The sequence below is a fragment of the Burkholderia stagnalis genome, from assembly GCF_039848545.1.
In the GTDB taxonomy this organism is placed as follows: Bacteria; Pseudomonadota; Gammaproteobacteria; order Burkholderiales; family Burkholderiaceae; genus Burkholderia; species Burkholderia stagnalis.
Map to the genome: position 1 here is coordinate 548537 of NZ_CP156686.1, position 15894 is coordinate 564430.

Below are 15894 nucleotides of genomic sequence, written 5' to 3' on the forward strand. Positions count from 1 at the left end.
CGCGCTAATGGGCAGCCTGGGAACCGGGGCTGCGTACGCGCAAAGTTCCGTGACCCTGTACGGACTACTGGACGCCGGGCTGCAGTACAAGACGCACGCGAATGCGGCGGGGGATTCGGTCATTGGGTCGAGCAATGGCGGCACGTCCTATCCGTCCCGTTTCGGGTTCCGCGGCAGCGAGGATCTGGGCGGCGGATGGCGCGCGATTTTCACCCTGGAGAACGGATTTTCTCTGAGTAACGGTTCGTTAGCATCGTCCGGCACCTTGTTCAATCGGGTCGCACTGGTCGGATTGGCCGGCCGCTACGGCACATTGACGGCCGGGCGTCAGTACAGCGTGCAATACGACAAGACGGTATTTTATGAGCCGACGCTATTCAACAACTATTCCGTTTTTTCGCTGAACATGATTCCGCCGGCTACGGTGCGGTTGAACAACTCGCTGAAGTATCAGTCGCCGGAACTGAACGGACTGAATGTCGAAGCGATGTACAGCTTTGGCCAGCAGATCGCGGGTATCTCGAATGCAGGGCGCTACTGGGGCGCGGCGGCGGAGTATACGACAGGCAATTTCGCGGCACGAGTCGGCTACGAAGAGGTCCGTGGCACGGTGAGCGCGACGGTCGATCAATCGAACATGGTGGATCGGCGTGCGAGTGCTGCGGCACGTTACGGCTCCGACAAAGTCACTATTTCAGGCGGAGTGGTGCTGGTGCGCGGTTCGTTACAGGCCTCGCCCGACGGAAACATATACTGGCTCGCCGCTTCATATAAGCCGAATCCGGCGCTTAAGCTCGTGCTCGAGGGCGGCCGTTACTATTACCAGCACGCAGCGGGGCGTCCGACGCTATTCAATGCAACCGCTCTTTACTGGTTATCGAAACGCACCACCGTCTACCTCACGGGCGGTTATGCGATCAATGGCGGCGACAGCGATTTCGGTGTCAATAACTATACGACCACCGCGCGGGGCCAGACTCAGCTCGCATTGGGCACGGGCCTGATCGTCCGATTCTGACGGGTGCCGCACTGACGGCGGGGGCTGCATGGGCCTCGTCTTAGGCCGCGGCCGCGGCCGTGTATCGTGCCATCGCCGCTTGCAGCATATCGACGCATTTCCGTATCGCTATCGACGCAGGTCGATAGCGATACATGCACAGTTCCACTCGAATCTGACGCAAATCGGGATCGTCAATTGGCACCGCATGCAGTCCGTCCTCGTCGCCGGTGTCGCCCAGATCGAATTGCGGCAGGATCATCAGCGCCGCGCCTTGTCGCACAAGCGCTTTCTGCGTCTCCAGCGAACTGGTGGTGAACGACGGATTCAGCGTGACGCCGCTCCTTTTTGCCACACGGTCCAGCGCTTGCCGCACGCCGAACGCAGAATCCGGAATCGCGAGCGGCTGGTCCACGAGATCGGCGAGCGTGACGCTGTCGCGGCGGCTGAACGCATGGCACGGCGACGCCAGGACACGATGCCAGAGCTCGCAATGCGCGTGCACTTCGATGTCCGCGCGTCGTGGCAGATAGAAGCCGAGCCCGATGTCGGCCTCGCCGCCGCATAGTGCTTCGAGCGTCCGTTGCGCGCTCGCGATGACGATATCGAAGTGGATCTTGGGATGCTGTCGCGAGAATTCGGCAAGCACGGGTGCGAGTAATCCCGATACCACCCCCTCCGATGCATACACCGACACCGATCCGACTTCGAGATTGTGGCGGTCGGCGATCAGCGTGCGTACCTGATCGAATTCACGCAACATGAAATCCACGCGTTCCGCGAGAAATTCGCCTTCTATGGTCAGACTGATGCCGCGCGGCCCGCGCTCCAGCAGCGCGACCCCGAAGTAGTGTTCGAGTTGTTCGATTTGTCTGCTGATAGCGCTCGGCGCGACGTGCAGTCGCGCGGATGCGCGTCGCAAGGACGAACTATGGGAGAGTTCCTGGAAATAGCGAAGCGTACGAAGTTGCATGTCGCTTTCCTTTGCAACTGTGAGCAGGTGGTGTTCGAGGCGTCGGAAATCCGCGGGCGAAAGTTTCCTGTTCGATAGTCTCGATCGCCAATAAAGCACTCGCCAGCGATTTTGGCGACTTGATGCCACGCCTGTCGCGGAGGTCTGCCGCAAGATGGGGATCAGCGACGCGACGTTTTACATATATGGTGTGTTTCGAACAGCAAACGGAAGCCGACGGACACGGAAGTCGATTGCGTACATATATCCGGCGTCAGGGCGGAGCCCGGCGCCCAACTGGATTTCGGCGCGTGCAGGCCTCAACAACGGGAAAACCTTGCTAACCAGGCGACTACGAGCCCGGTGAAGGCTTTGCACATCGATGGTCGATCGACGTGCCATTCTTTTTTGCTACTGCGAATTTGGCACGTCGACGAAAGTCGTGAGCGGATTGAGTAGGCGACGATGGCGGGTTGCGATCTCGGCCCCGGTGGCAAGCCATGTCAGCGCATCGCCGCACACGACATCCAGGAACTCATCGAGCAACCGCAACTGCGCCGGACGGCCGGCGATCCAGTCATGCAAGGTCAGGGTGAAGAGTCCGTTGGCGGCCGCCGTCGCTTGCCAGTCAAATAGCCACTCCTGCAGAACGAGCATTGGACTTGCCGGTGCCGACTTTCCATCGCGGCTTGTAACCTTGAAGCGGACGGTGTCTTCGCGCGCCCACGATATGGGCAGCTCGCATACGCCGCCGATCGTATAAGGTCGATCGAATCCGCTCAGAGAACTGTCGTACAGGTCGTATGCGCGCAGCATCGACAGCATGTGTGCCGTCATTTCCCAGCCTGGCGATCTGAAACCCGCCGGCGCTTTTTTGGTTTGTCGTTCGAAGATGTCGATCGATCGATGCAACGCCGTGGTGAACTGCTCGTCGGTGATATCGGCGACTCTTTCGTGGAGATATCCGTGCAACGCCACTTCATGCCCGCGCGCGACGAGCTCGGAAAGCAGCGCCGGAGTGCGTTCGGCGACAAATCCCGGTACGAAAAACGTCGCTTTCACCATGCGTCTGTCGAGTAATGCCAGGAGAGAGGAAAGCCCTGCACGCAACCCGTGTTGACGTTGCTCCAGTTCCGACAGGTTTGCGTTGCCGGGGTTCGCACGGCAATGCCAGAGCAATGGCGTGTCGGCATCGACGTCGACGCTGATCAATACTGCGGACTGCTTTCCGTCGGGCCACGGATAGGCGATTGCCGGACGTAGTGCGTGCATGCTTGTCAGTGCCTCCGTGTCGTAAGCATCGTGTAGGCAGAACATGTCGGCCCGATATCGTGCCGCCGGCCGATGTTGTCGGGTAGCCAAATCGAATCCGAGGGCGGCAGCGGCAAGGCATCCGGCGTGCTCAAGCCGCCGCCGGGCACATGATGCAGTCCCTTATGGCCTTTTACCCATGATGTCCACAGCCGCGGAATTTCCAGCCACTTTGAACTTCGCAAGAATCTTTGCATATGTGCCATCGGCGACCGCATCCCGCAACGCGGCCGAAACCTGATCGCGCAGGCGATCGGCTCCTTTCGGGAACGCTATTGCGATTTTTGATCCGGGTAGCGGCCGGCCAATGCGCATGTACATCTTCGGATCCTGATCCAGTAGGTAAGGTACCGATTCGCTGCTCTGGACTACCGCATCAATGCGACCTTGCTGCAATTCAAGCCGCGCCGCCTGCGTCCCGTCAGTGTCGATGACGACGATCGGCGGTTTGTTGATCGGCAGACAATGGGCACTGCTCCAGTCACGCATGATCTGGCTGAATCCGTTTCGGCGGTTCGCCCCGAGTTTCACGCCGCAGAGGTCCGTCAATTCGCGAATGGGGGGGTGTTTCGCTAGCGTATAAGCCTGGATGCCGGAATTCAGGTAGTCGATAAAATCGAGCTTGTCGCGCGATGCTGGCTCATCGAGGAGGCTGAACGCGAGATCGACACGCTTCGTGGTCAGCGCGGGGATCGCCTGTTCGTACGACACATCCTGCCAGATCACGGGACGATGCAGCTTTCGCCCAACATAGTCGGCAAGCTCAATGTCGACGCCGACGAGCGCTCCAGTTTCCGGTATCTGATATGCCATCGGTGGAAAGGAAGCGAACATCGCTATTCTGAGTGGCCCGTCTTCGGCCATTGCGCTGACATGCGCCGCGAACAGCGAGCTCGTCAGAAGCCACCTTGCGGCGTTTGAACGCCTGCCGAACAGAAGGAACGCCGGAAGGCCAGAAGCACGTTTGCGACGCTCAGGTACAAGGCGTTTGGCATTCCGATTTGAATGGGACATCATTTGAGTACCTCCATATAGTCGTATCGGACGGGGCGTGTGCACGCATGCCCGCCTGAGGCATTACAGGCCGTCAAAACCGATGGCGCATGCCCGCCAGCACGATTTCCTGAGTGCGGCGCACGGCATCGGTGAATTTTTCATAGTTCGGGGGTTCTTCTCGTCGTTGAATTGGTCAAGATCTCTTGCCAGCTGGAGACAGATACGCAGCGAATACGAAAGGGCCTCTCGCAAGACGTTCGCTGCGACATCGGACTACGCCGCCAGCTCTCGGCAGCAGGCCGCTCGTATCCGAGCTGGCGTGCAAAGAGTAACGGCGACACCGTTTGTCTGGAGTGAGAAATAAATTTCGACACTGAGAAATTTCTCTCAGCATGTGTCGCGGATATTCCGTGACGGAGCGAGTCCAGACCGGCAGAGGTCTGGGTCGTTTCAATCAATCAGCACAGCGTGTTAAGCCGCGTGGCGCCGTTACGTTGGCAGGGTGGTCGTGCAACATGATGCGATGACGAAATCGCTTTATCACGGCTGCCGCTTCCCCTCCGTCGTCATCAGTCATGCCGTGCGCTGGTACTTTCGCTTTCAGCTCAACCTGCGCGACATCGAAGAGCTGCTGGCCGAGCGTGGAGTGACGGTCAGCCATGAAACGATTCGCCGCGGGTGCGAAAAATTTGGCGCAGGCTTTGCCCACCGGGTGAAAGCAGCGAGGCGCAAGCGGGGTAGCACGTGGCACCCCGATGAGATGTTCGTCGCGCCGCGCGGCGAACTGTATCGGGTGATTTGAAAACCGTGGACATGGCCTGCCAGCTCGGATCGCAGAGTTCCGGGCTCCATTTCCCCACGCTTGCGTACTACGTCCCTGGTTACTAAGCGTGAGCTGCTCATAGTGTTTGGGAGTGCCACGCCAGTTGCCGCTATCCAGCCGCCGCCAATGCTTGCGCGGCGAATTTTCGTTGCTTTGGCCGCTCCGAACGCAACGGTAATTTCAATTCGCCGCTAATCGATAAACATGTGCGTTTCATGGCAAACCACCTCCCGGTATCGGGGCAGGATTGCCGCAATACTCACTTTCAGATTGGAACGATCAGGTTCCTAAAGCGGATCAGCGGCAGTCCGCCTGCGGATCTCGGAGTCGAGGATCAACCGCCCGCGCAGCTTGCCTTTCATCCGCTTCACATGCTTGGGCGCCTCGGTCATGTGCTCGACCATCAGCGCGCGCACGCGTTCGACATCGCGCTCGCGCGCAGCCTGCAGGATCGCCTTGTGAATCGACACGTTCGCTTCGCCGAAGCGCTTGTGCTCGACGAGCGGCGTATCGTTCCGGAACTCGATCAACTGCCGGATCATCTCGTTGATCAGTTCGCAGCTGAAGCGCAGGAACGGATTGGGATTCGCGGCCGCAAGGATGTCGTGGAACGTCGTGTCCTCCTGCCGCTGACGCAGCATGTGGCCGCGATCGTGCACGCCCGACCCGCCGTCGCAGCACGCGATGTTCGCTTCCAGCGCCGCGAAGTCGCGCTCCGTCAGGTGCGGTACCGCGCCGGCGGCCAGCTCGGGTTCGAGCAGCTTGCGCACCGTATAGATGTCGTCGATCGACACGTCCTTGAAGAACAGGTAGTTCTGCAGGAGTTGCAGCGTGCGGTCGAGCGGCACCTCGACGACCATCCCGCCACCCGACGGCCCCGTCGTGACCTTGATCAGCCCCTGCACCTCGAGCGACTTCAGCGCCTCGCGGATTGTGCTCTTGCTCACTGCGTACAGCTGTTGCAGTTCCGCCTCGCGCGGCAGGCGGTCGCCCGGTTTCAGATCCTTCTCGGTGATCAGCCGCTTGATCTCCTCGGCGACGAGGTCGGCCCGCTTCGGCTGCTTGATTTCGACCGCGAGGCCCGCCCTGGCTCGGTCCATGACCATCTTCAAGACTCCTTTGTCTGACTGCGCGCCACGTTCGTCGGCGACGATCCGTTCGGCGCGGGGTACGGAATTTTGCCTGATTGACACCAATTTTGATCAACTCTAGCATCATGTTCATTCTATTTATCATGATAAATAGGATCAACCGGCGACGCGCATCCCGCAGGGCGTGGGTACGGTTTGGCAGTCGGTCGCATCGTGTGTCCCCCTTTATCAGGAGCGTCAACTTGAATCGCCGAGAACTGTTGAAACTGGCCGCGCTGTCGGCCGTGCCGGGCGCGCTCGGCAGCATGTCGTCCCGTGTCGCGTACGCGCAGGGCTCGCCCATCCAGCTTGCATGCCCGGTGCCCATGTCCGGCCCGTTCGCCGCCAACGGCAAGTACGCCGATCTCGGCATGCAGCTGGCCGTCAAGCAATACGGCAAGGTGCTCGGCGCGCCGCTCGCCTATACGTCGCTCGACACCGAGGGCAAGCCCGCGACCGCCGTGCGGCGCGTGCAGGAGATCGCGCAGCAGAAGGGGGCTCGCTTTTTCGCGGGCGGCATCCTGTCGTCCGAGTCGTTGGCGATGGGCAAGGAAGTCCAGAAGGCGGGCGGCGTGTTCATCACGACAGCGGGCGCGGACGAACTGACCGGCAAGGACTGCAATGATGCGACGTTCCGCTGGTCGGTGCCGACCTTCGGCGCGATCGAGCAGACGGTGCGGCCGTTGTTCCAGATGCTGCCGAAAGCGAAGCGCTGGTACACGATCACGCCGCAATACGTGTTCGGCGAGGGCCTGCTGTCCGCCGCGAAGGCGATCTTCAAGGAGAAGGGCATCGAGCACGTCGGCAACAGCTACCACTCGCTCGCCGAGAAGGAGTTCAGCGGCTACCTGACGAACGCGGCGGCCGCGCAACCGGACGTGCTGCTGATCCTGAACTTCGGCTCGCAATCGTCGGACACGCTGCGCCAGGCCGTCAGCTTCGGGATGAAGCGCAACTGCACGATCCTGCTTGCGTGGGCGTCGGGCCTCGAGCAGTTCGAGGCGCTCGGCCCCGACATCTGCGACGGCGTGTATTTCGGCGCGCAGTACTGGCACGGCATCGATTCGCCGCTGAACCGCGACTTCGTCAAGCGCGCGAACGCCGCGTTCAAGGCGAACCCGAACTACAGTCTCGCGGGTTCGTATATCTGCTCGAAGATCCTGATCGACGCGATGGTGAAGGCCGGTAGTGCCGATCCGAAGAAGGTCGTCGCGGCGATGGAAGGCATGAAGTACGACGGTCTCACGGGGCCGGAGGAAATTCGCAAGGGCGACCACCAGGTGCTGAAGAATTACTACCTGATGAGGGGCAAGCCGAAGAGCCGGATGAAGAACGCGGACGACTACGCGGATATCGTCAGCTCGGGCCAGTCGTTCCTGCCAGTCGACAAGACGGGTTGCAAGCTCGCGTGACGCAGTGCATGCGTTCGCGGTGCATCACGCGCCGCGGGCGTCCGTTATCTTCCTTTCCGACACGGAAGCCATGAACGTCTATCTGCTGCAGATCGTCAACGGCATCGGCGTGGGCATGCTGTATTTCCTGCTCGCCGTCGGCCTGTCGATCGTGTTCGGCCTGCTGCGCTTCGTGAATTTCGCTCACGGCGCGTTCTACCTGCTCGGTGCGTACCTCTGCTACCAGGCGCTGCAATGGTCGGCGAATTTCTGGGTCGCGCTCGCGATCGTGCCGCTCGTCGTCGGCGCGTTCGCATGGGGCGTCGAAAAACTCGTGCTGCGCCATGTGTACGCGCAGCAGCACGAATTCCACATTCTCGCGACCGTCGGGCTCGCGCTCGTGCTGCAGGAGTGCGCGATCCTCGCGTGGGGGCCGCTCGGCGACAACGTGCCGCCGCCCGACGCGCTGAACGGCGTCGTGATCTGGGGCGGCTTCGTCTACCCGAAATACCGGCTGTTCGTGATCGCGTTCACGGCCGTGCTCGCCGGATTGCTGTGGTGGGTGCTCGAAGGCACGCGGCTCGGCAGTACGGTGCGCGCGGGCAGCGAATCGACGGAGATGGTATCGCTGCTCGGCATCAACGTGACGCGCGTGTTCAGCCTCGTGTTCGCGCTCGGCGCGGCGACGGCGGCGCTCGCGGGCGTGCTCGCCGCGCCGATCCGCGGCGTCGATCCGTTCATGGGCATCGAGGCGCTCGGCGTCGCGTTCGTCGTGGTCGTGGTCGGCGGGATGGGGAATTTTCTCGGGGCGCTCGTCGGCGGGCTGCTGGTCGGCATCGTGCAGAGCCTGATGAGCACGCTGTGGCCTGAAGGCGCGCGATTGATGATCTACGTCGCGATGGCGGCCGTGTTGCTGTTGCGTCCGAACGGGTTGCTGGGGAGGGCCGCATGATCGAATCGTCGAAACAGCTGCCGCCGGAGGCGGCAGTCCCGCAGCGCGCGCCTGCATGGCGCGCCGTGTTGCAACGCCCGGAGGGCTGGCTTGCGGTGGCCGTCGTGTGCGTGCTGCCGGTCGCGCTGAGCTCCGGCTCGCTCGCGGCCGAAGTGCTGGTGTTCGCGCTCGCCGCGCTCGGCTGCAACCTGCTGCTGGGCTATACGGGTCTGTTGTCGTTCGGGCAGGGCATCTTTTTCGGGCTCGGCAGTTACGCGGCGGGGCTGGTGCTGACGCACGGCGTCGCATCGGTGACGGCCGCGCTGGCCGCGGCCGCCGTGCTCGGCGCCGTCGCGGCCGCGCTCGTCGGCTGGTTTTCGATCCGGCAGCGCGGCACCTACTTCGTGATGCTGACGCTCGCGTTCGGGCAGCTGTTCTACTTTCTCGCCTATACGACGCCGGACGTCACGGGCGGCGACAACGGGCTGCTCGACATCCCGCGTCCCGCGCTCGCCGCGTTCGGGCATCCGCTCGTCTCGCTCGACTCGCCGTGGCGCTACTACGGCTTCGTCGCGGTGCTGTTCGTCGCGGTGTTCTGGCTGCTGTTGCGCGTGTCGCGCTCGGTGTTCGGCCGCACGCTGCTCGCGATCCGCGACAACGAGGCGCGCGCGGCGGCGGCCGGCTACGACGTGAAGCGCTTCAAGCTCGCGGCGTTCGTGATCTCGGGCGCGGTCACGGGCCTCGCGGGTGCGCTGCACGCGTTGATGACGGGCATCGCGCCGCTGTCGAACATCGACTATCACACGAGCGAGGTGATCCTCGTGATGACGGTGATCGGCGGCACGGGCAACCTGTTCGCGTCGGTGCTCGGCGCGGCGTTCTACGTGCTGTTCGCGGATTGGCTGTCGACGCTGTGGCCGCGCTGGCTGCTGCTGCTCGGCCTCGTGCTGATCGCGGTCAGCCTGTTCATGCAGCGCGGGTTGTGGGGACTCGGCGAACGCGTCGCGGCGAAGCTGCGGCGCACCGAAGGCACGGCGACTGATGCCAGGGAGCAGCAATGAGCGAAGCGATTCTCGAAGCGCGCGGCGTCGTCAAGCGCTACGGCAAGTTCACGGCGCTGGGCGGCGTCGACCTGCGGATCATGCCGCGCACCGTGCATTCGGTGATCGGCCCGAACGGTGCGGGCAAGACGACGCTGTTCCATACGCTGACGGGCACGCTGCCGATCACGTCGGGCTCGATCCTGTTCGACGGTCACGACGTGTCGCGCGAACCCGATCACAAGCGCGTGCGGCGCGGCATCGCACGCTCGTTCCAGGTGACGAGCCTGTTTCCGAACCTGAGTGTGCGCGAGAACCTGCGCGTTGCCGCACAGGGCGTCGAATCGCGGCGCGCATTGAATCCGTGGACGCCGCCGCGCGGCGCGCTCGCGCACGACGGCATCGTCGACGAGGTGCTCGAGCGGCTCGGCCTGCAGCGCTTCGCCGACACGGCGGCCGGCGTGCTGTCGCACGGCCAGCAGCGCCGGCTCGAGGTCGGGATGGCGCTGGCGGCGCGCCCGCGCGCGATCTTTCTCGACGAGCCGACGTCGGGCATGGGGATCGACGATCTCGGCGACATGAAGGCGCTGATCCGCGGCCTGCGCGACGACTACACGGTCGTGCTGATCGAACACAACATGGGAATCGTGATGGACATCTCGGACACGATCACGGTGATGCAGCAGGGGCGCGTGCTGGTCGAAGGCAAACCCGACGCGATTCGCGGCGATGAGCGCGTGCGCAGCGCGTATCTCGGCAACATGATCACGGGAGGCCGCGCATGATGCTCGACGTGAAGGAGGTTCATGCGTGCTACGGCAAGAGTCACGTGCTGCAGGGCATATCGCTGAACGTCAATGATGGCGAGACGGTGACGCTGCTGGGGCGCAACGGTGCGGGCAAGTCGACGACGCTCAAGACCATCGCCGGTGTCGTGGCGCCGACCGGCGGCACGGTGACGTTCGCGGGCCGCTCGCTGTCCGGGCAGCCCGCGCACCGGATCGCCGCGAGCGGCCTGTGCTTCGTGCCCGAGCATCGAGGCATTTTCCGACTGCTGTCGGTCGAGGAAAACCTGCGGCTCGGCGCGCGCCGCGATTCCCCGTGGCAACTCGACGATATCTACCGGATCTTCCCGCGCCTGAAGGAGCGGCGCCGCAACGGCGGCGCGCAGCTGTCGGGCGGCGAGCAGCAGATGCTCGCGATCGGCCGCGCGCTGATGAACCACCCGCGATTGCTGATGCTCGACGAACCCGTCGAAGGGCTGGCGCCGGTGATCGTTGAGGAGATCGTCGCGCAACTGAAGCAGATCAAGGCGGCCGGCGTTGCGATCCTGCTCGTCGAGCAGAACCTCGAAGTGTGCACGCAGCTGGCGGATCGCCACTTCGTGATCGAACAGGGCGTGATCGTGTACGAGGGCAGCAACGCGGCATTCGTGGCCGATCACGAGGTGAAGGACCGTTACCTGGGCGTCGGCGTCGCGTGAGCGCCGGGCCCTTTCATTGCGAGGATTTCCATTGATGCAAGTTCAGGATTCGACACCGGGCGTCGCGGCGTCCGGCTTGCGCGTCGACGGCGCACGGCTGTGGGACAGCCTGATGCGTCTCGCGCGGATCGGCGCGACCGACAAGGGGGGCGTGTGCCGCCTCGCGCTCACCGAACTCGATCGCGAGGCGCGCGACCTGTTCGTCGCATGGGCGAAGGAAGCCGGCTGCACGGTGCGTGTCGACGCGATCGGCAACATCTTCGCGCGGCGCGCGGGCGAACGCGACGACCTGCCGCCCGTGACGACGGGCAGCCATATCGACACGCAGCCGACCGGCGGCAAGTTCGACGGCAACTACGGCGTGCTCGCCGGCCTTGAAGTTCTGCATACGCTCGATGACGCCGGCGTGCGTACGCGCGCGCCGCTCGAGGTTGCCGTCTGGACCAACGAGGAAGGTTCCCGTTTCGTTCCGGTGATGATGGGTTCCGGCGTGTTCGCGGGCGCATTCACGCTCGACCATGCACTCATGCAATGCGACCGCGATGGCATGTCGGTGCGCGATGCGCTGGCCGCGATCGGCTATGCGGGCGATGCCAAGGGCGCGCATCCGGTCGGCGCGTATTTCGAAGCGCATATCGAGCAGGGACCGGTGCTGGAGGCGCACGACACGACGATCGGCGTGGTCGAGGGCGCGCTCGGACAGCGCTGGTACGACGTGACCGTACACGGAATGGAAGCGCATGCGGGCCCGACGCCGATGGAGCTGCGGCGCGACGCGCTGCTGGTCGCGGCCGATCTCGTGCGTGCAGTGAACCGCATCGCGCGCGCGCATCCGCCGCACGGACGCGGCACGGTCGGCTGGGTCGACGTGCATCCGAATTCGCGTAACGTGATTCCCGGCCGTGTGACGCTGACCGTCGACCTGCGCGCGGCCGACGACGCGACGCTGGCGGCGATGGATGCGGAACTGCTTGCGATGTGCGCCGACTTGGGCGAATCGGCCGGCATGCGGATCGACGTCGAGCAGGTGGTGTACTTTCCGCCGCAGCCGTTCGACGCGATGCTGGTCGAGCAGGTTCGCGCCGGTGCGAGCGCGCTCGGGCTGTCGTCGATGAACGTGATCAGCGGCGCGGGCCACGACGCCGTGTATCTCGCGCGTGTTGCGCCGACCGCGATGATCTTCGTGCCGTGCAAGGACGGGATCAGCCACAACGAGATCGAGGACGTCGATCCGGCGCATCTGGAAGCCGGCTGCAACGTGCTGCTGCAGGCGATGCTGGGTGCTGCCGGGATCGCGGAAGGTGACTCGCGATGAAGATCCTGATCGCCCGGATGAACCACGAGACCAACACGTTCTCGCCGGTGCCGACGCCGCTCGCCGCTTTCGGCCGCAACGGCCCCGACTGGGGCGACGACGCGTATCGCGCGAACCACGGGATGCGCACCGCGATGGCCGCGTTCCTCGACGCGGCGGCGCGCGCGGGCGCCGAGGCCGTGACGCCCGTGTCGGCGGCCGCGAACCCGAGCGGCCCCGTGGCCGCCGACGCGTATGCGGCGATCTGCGACGCGATCGTCGCGGCCGCGCCCGGATGTGACGCGGTGATGCTCGACCTTCATGGCGCGATGGTCGCCGAGCAGAGCGCGGACGGCGAGGGCGACCTGCTCGCGCGCGTGCGCGCGGCGCTGCCCGATGCGCCGATCGCGGTCGCGCTCGACCTGCACGCGAACGTCACGCAGAAGATGGTCGACCACGCGGACGTGATCGTCAGTTTCAAGACCTATCCGCACGTCGACATGTACGAGACCGGCGCGCATGCGGCGCGTCTGCTGCTCGACCGGCTCCACGGCCGCGCGCGGCCCGTGCTCGCGTGGCGGCAGCCGCCGCTGATGACGTCGACGCTGCGCAGCGCGAGCGCCGAAGGCGCGATGCGGCGCGCGGTGGAGGCGGCGCGTGCGGCCGAAGCCGACGGGATGCTCGCGGTATCGGTGCTGCCGGGTTTTTCGCTGGCGGATATTCCCGCGCCGTGCATCAGCGTCGTCGTGGTCGGCGACGGCGACCGGGCCGCCGCCGACGCGGTTGCCGAGCGCATCGCGCGGCAGATCTGGGACGCGCGGGACGATTTCGTGTACCGCAGCGCACCGCTTGCGGAGTCGGTCGCGCAGGCTGCGGCGCTCGCGCGCGACGCGGACCGCCCGGTGCTGATGCTCGATCACGGCGACAACTGCATGTCGGGCGGCCCGTGCGACACGATGGACCTGCTCGAGGAAGCGCTCGCGCACGGGCTCGACGGGATCGTCAGCGGGCCGCTGTGCGATCCGGAGACCGTCGCGGCGTTGATCGACGCGGGTATCGGCGCAACCGTCACGGTGCCGGTCGGCAACCGGCTGCCGTCGCACGGCGGCGTGCGGCGCGAGCCGTTTCGCGCGACGGGTGTCGTGCGCGCGCTCACCGACGGCGAATACGTGATTACCGGGCCGACGTATACGGGCCAGCGCGCGTACATGGGCCGCGCGGCGGTGCTCGATATCGGCGACGCGACGTTGGTCGTCACCGAGCGCACGCAGGAGCCGTGGGATCTCGGCGTATTCGAGAGCGTCGGCATCGATCCGCGCCGCGCACGATTCCTGCTGCTGAAGTCGCGCATGTATTGCCGGCCCGTGTTCGTGCCGATCGCGGCCGCGCTGGTCGAATGCGACAGCCGAGGCGTCACGGGCTCGGACTACGGGCTGTTTCGCTACGAGCGGCTCGCGCGGCCCGTGTATCCGCTCGACGACATCGACCGGTGGGAAGTCGCGCCGTCGAAAAGTAGCACCTTCGAAAACTAGCTTTGCACGGGTATTTCACTTTTGCCAGAAGCTGTTGCATTCTGACCGCAGATGTACACGGGGGCATCCGGCGTCAGTCACCTCTTGACGCTTCACAGCTAGCACATGGATGGCCAATATCGCGCGTTCCTCGGGCGTGGCTTTGCTTGTATCTACCATCACGTCATAGGCTGCGTTGGCATGCCCTTTGTCATACTCTCGTCGAGCCAAGCCGACCCGCCCGCTGCTGCATCTGGAGGTGTTCGCTGGCCCCGAACTCGAAACATTCATCCCGAAGAGCCGTGAGCGGGCAAAGAAATTGCCGGCGTCCAAGGCGATTCCGGAAATCTCGCCGGGTGCGCGGCTCATGAGCGATCTGCCCGAACGGGACCGGAAGCTGCAGCCCGGCATCAAGCTTGTACCTCTTGCCGGCGACGCCCGGGGTAAGTGGATCAAGGTGCAACCGAAAACGGCCGCGTCCGTACATCGCAGCCGCCACGCGAAGCCGGTATTCAACGACGCCGGTACGCCAGTTTGGGGCGACAGCAGCCTTGCCGATGCGGCGGCGATGGCGACCGCGATCGTAACTGCGTGGAAGCGCTTCCCGCTAAGCATTCTCAAATGCCATATACCCGGGCGCGGATTTCCGCGATGTGTTCCAGAGCGTCGAGTTCGAGAAGAAGAGTGCGGGGAGCATCGCGAAAGACGACAAGGGACGTCGCTGGTATTACGTGACGATCGGCACCAAGGACGGCGGCACGTGTGATGGATGGGTGCGCGAGCAGGATCACCCGCTCGGGCGAATGTGCGGTCCGTGGGACTGACCGGGTTTCGAACTGATCGACAACAGCAGCATCATGCCGATCGACATGCTCAAGCGCTGCATCCACGTCGCCGAGCAGTTTCTGACCGACCAAGACAAACGGAATTCGAAACGAGCGCAGCAACGGTCAACGCAATCTCGAAGCGCGAGAAGGCGATTGACGCGAACCGGGACGGGAAAGTGACCGCACACGTCGGCTACCTGTCGCCGCTCGCGATCACATCGCGCCGGCGACGGCGGCGTGCCACCTGGTGCAGCAGCCCGTGCCAGCCGCGCCCCATGGCTCGGCTGCCCTGAACCGCGGGACCGGTGCCCACGCACTAGGCTGAACTGGCACCGACCTGCAGGCGGTACGCGCGTGGATCGCGACGCGCGGCGCATGCGGCGGCGCGACTCGCCGCGCGTACCAGCGCGGAGCTGAACGGCTACTGCTGTGGGCGAGCGCCGTGAAGGGCAAGCCCCTGTCGTCGCTGGAGACGCCTGACTGCGCCGAATATCTCGACCACTTCTGTACAGATCGCAGCTGGCCGCGTGCTCGATCGGGCGCGACCGCGTCAAGCGCATCGACCCGGCCGGGCCGCCGTGCGTGGGGCCGTTGTCCGAGCGCAGCCGCGACACCGCGAGGCGGATCCTCAATGCGATCGGCGCATTGCCGGTCGGCCAGCAGTACCTGAGCGTGAACCCGTTCGACGGCCTGCCGCCGCGCCGTCCGTCGCACTCGGCACCACCGGGCGCACGCTTTTCCTGTGCGATTACTTCAGCAACGGGTCGTTCCGCCGGCAGCAGCACCGGCAGCACCGACGACACGAATGCGAGGCGCAGCGTGCCGATCTCGCTGCGGCTCGACAGCCGCGCGATCTGCTCGGCCCGCGCGGCCTGCTGCAGCGTGGCACGCGCCTCCGGCAGGAACACCCGCCCGGTGTCGCTCAATTCGACCTTGTGCCGGTCGCGTTCGAACAGCCGCGCGTCGAGTTCTGCCTCGAGCGACTTGATCTGCATGCTCAGCGCGGGCTGCACGATGAACAGGCGCTGCGCGGCGCGCCCGAAGTGCAGTTCTTCCGCGAGGGTGACGAAGGCGCGCAGTTGCTTGAGTTCCATGGGCGGCGGAATCCGGTGATCAGATTCCATGATAACCACATCAAAAAAGACCATTGGCGCGAGGCCCCGCCGAGCGCCGAAGATAGGATCGACGCGAGACCGTCCGCGATGGGC

12 protein-coding genes and 3 pseudogenes are annotated in these 15894 nt (G+C 64.4%); 10 read left to right on the forward strand and 5 right to left on the reverse strand.

From position 1 onward, the window contains the following. The first annotated feature begins 49 nt into the window (after positions 1 to 49). Complete coding sequence (locus ABFO07_RS19300) at positions 50 to 1018, forward strand: porin (RefSeq protein WP_230958867.1); 969 nt, start codon at positions 50 to 52, stop codon at positions 1016 to 1018. Positions 1019 to 1058: 40 nt separating this feature from the next. Here ABFO07_RS19300 and ABFO07_RS19305 read toward each other — a convergent pair whose 3' ends face one another. From ABFO07_RS19305 to ABFO07_RS19315, 3 genes are all read right to left on the reverse strand, one after another. Continuing rightward, complete coding sequence (locus ABFO07_RS19305) at positions 1059 to 1970, reverse strand: LysR family transcriptional regulator (RefSeq protein ID WP_347469411.1); 912 nt, start codon at positions 1968 to 1970, stop codon at positions 1059 to 1061. Between the two features lie 390 nt (positions 1971 to 2360). Then, complete coding sequence (locus ABFO07_RS19310; RefSeq protein WP_347469412.1) at positions 2361 to 3221, reverse strand: polysaccharide deacetylase family protein; 861 nt, start codon at positions 3219 to 3221, stop codon at positions 2361 to 2363. Between the two features lie 162 nt (positions 3222 to 3383). Continuing rightward, a complete protein-coding gene (locus ABFO07_RS19315; protein WP_347469413.1) occupies positions 3384 to 4277 on the reverse strand; it encodes a transporter substrate-binding domain-containing protein in 894 nt (297 codons plus the stop codon). 502 nt (positions 4278 to 4779) lie between these two features. Here ABFO07_RS19315 and ABFO07_RS34755 point away from each other — a divergent pair. Beyond that, positions 4780 to 5046, forward strand: a pseudogene (locus ABFO07_RS34755) (IS6 family transposase); the annotation flags it as partial. 320 nt (positions 5047 to 5366) lie between these two features. On the opposite strand, the gene ABFO07_RS19325 reads toward ABFO07_RS34755, so the two are convergent. After that, positions 5367 to 6185, reverse strand: a complete 819-nt coding sequence (locus ABFO07_RS19325; RefSeq protein ID WP_059880189.1) for a FadR/GntR family transcriptional regulator — start codon at positions 6183 to 6185, stop codon at positions 5367 to 5369. 227 nt (positions 6186 to 6412) lie between these two features. On the opposite strand from ABFO07_RS19325, the gene ABFO07_RS19330 reads away from it, so the two are divergent. From ABFO07_RS19330 to ABFO07_RS19365, 8 genes and pseudogenes are all read left to right on the forward strand, one after another. Next, entirely contained in the window at positions 6413 to 7621 is a 1209-nt protein-coding gene (locus ABFO07_RS19330; protein WP_059906507.1) for an ABC transporter substrate-binding protein, read from the forward strand. 70 nt (positions 7622 to 7691) lie between these two features. After that, a complete protein-coding gene (locus ABFO07_RS19335; protein WP_059880011.1) occupies positions 7692 to 8552 on the forward strand; it encodes a branched-chain amino acid ABC transporter permease in 861 nt (286 codons plus the stop codon). Further along, positions 8549 to 9592 carry a branched-chain amino acid ABC transporter permease gene (locus tag ABFO07_RS19340; RefSeq protein WP_347469414.1) on the forward strand — a complete coding sequence of 348 codons (1044 nt, stop codon included), beginning with the start codon at positions 8549 to 8551 and terminating at the stop codon, positions 9590 to 9592. The genes ABFO07_RS19335 and ABFO07_RS19340 overlap by 4 nt, the downstream gene beginning before the upstream one ends. Then, complete coding sequence (locus tag ABFO07_RS19345) at positions 9589 to 10356, forward strand: ABC transporter ATP-binding protein (protein ID WP_059906505.1); 768 nt, start codon at positions 9589 to 9591, stop codon at positions 10354 to 10356. Before ABFO07_RS19340 ends, ABFO07_RS19345 begins: the two co-directional genes overlap by 4 nt. Beyond that, complete coding sequence (locus ABFO07_RS19350; RefSeq protein WP_060157832.1) at positions 10353 to 11054, forward strand: ABC transporter ATP-binding protein; 702 nt, start codon at positions 10353 to 10355, stop codon at positions 11052 to 11054. Before ABFO07_RS19345 ends, ABFO07_RS19350 begins: the two co-directional genes overlap by 4 nt. 34 nt (positions 11055 to 11088) lie before the next feature. Next, positions 11089 to 12369, forward strand: a complete 1281-nt coding sequence (locus ABFO07_RS19355) for a Zn-dependent hydrolase (RefSeq protein ID WP_347469415.1) — start codon at positions 11089 to 11091, stop codon at positions 12367 to 12369. Beyond that, positions 12366 to 13880, forward strand: coding sequence for a M81 family metallopeptidase (locus ABFO07_RS19360; protein ID WP_059906502.1), 1515 nt, complete (start codon positions 12366 to 12368; stop codon positions 13878 to 13880). Before ABFO07_RS19355 ends, ABFO07_RS19360 begins: the two co-directional genes overlap by 4 nt. A gap of 205 nt (positions 13881 to 14085) precedes the next feature. Beyond that, a pseudogene (locus ABFO07_RS19365) lies at positions 14086 to 14871 on the forward strand (hypothetical protein); the annotation flags it as partial. A gap of 585 nt (positions 14872 to 15456) precedes the next feature. Here ABFO07_RS19365 and ABFO07_RS19370 read toward each other — a convergent pair. Then, positions 15457 to 15780, reverse strand: a pseudogene (locus ABFO07_RS19370) (LysR family transcriptional regulator); the annotation flags it as partial. Between the last annotated feature and the right edge of the window lie 114 nt (positions 15781 to 15894).

Coding starts and splice junctions, on each gene's coding strand:
- ABFO07_RS19305 (WP_347469411.1), bottom strand. CDS start 1,970: ATGCAACTTCGTACGCTTCGCTATTTCCAGGAACTCTCCCATAGTTCG.
- ABFO07_RS19310 (WP_347469412.1), bottom strand. CDS start 3,221: ATGCACGCACTACGTCCGGCAATCGCCTATCCGTGGCCCGACGGAAAG.
- ABFO07_RS19315 (WP_347469413.1), bottom strand. CDS start 4,277: ATGATGTCCCATTCAAATCGGAATGCCAAACGCCTTGTACCTGAGCGT.
- ABFO07_RS19325 (WP_059880189.1), bottom strand. CDS start 6,185: ATGGTCATGGACCGAGCCAGGGCGGGCCTCGCGGTCGAAATCAAGCAG.
- ABFO07_RS19335 (WP_059880011.1), top strand. CDS start 7,692: ATGAACGTCTATCTGCTGCAGATCGTCAACGGCATCGGCGTGGGCATG.
- ABFO07_RS19340 (WP_347469414.1), top strand. CDS start 8,549: ATGATCGAATCGTCGAAACAGCTGCCGCCGGAGGCGGCAGTCCCGCAG.
- ABFO07_RS19345 (WP_059906505.1), top strand. CDS start 9,589: ATGAGCGAAGCGATTCTCGAAGCGCGCGGCGTCGTCAAGCGCTACGGC.
- ABFO07_RS19350 (WP_060157832.1), top strand. CDS start 10,353: ATGATGCTCGACGTGAAGGAGGTTCATGCGTGCTACGGCAAGAGTCAC.
- ABFO07_RS19355 (WP_347469415.1), top strand. CDS start 11,089: ATGCAAGTTCAGGATTCGACACCGGGCGTCGCGGCGTCCGGCTTGCGC.
- ABFO07_RS19360 (WP_059906502.1), top strand. CDS start 12,366: ATGAAGATCCTGATCGCCCGGATGAACCACGAGACCAACACGTTCTCG.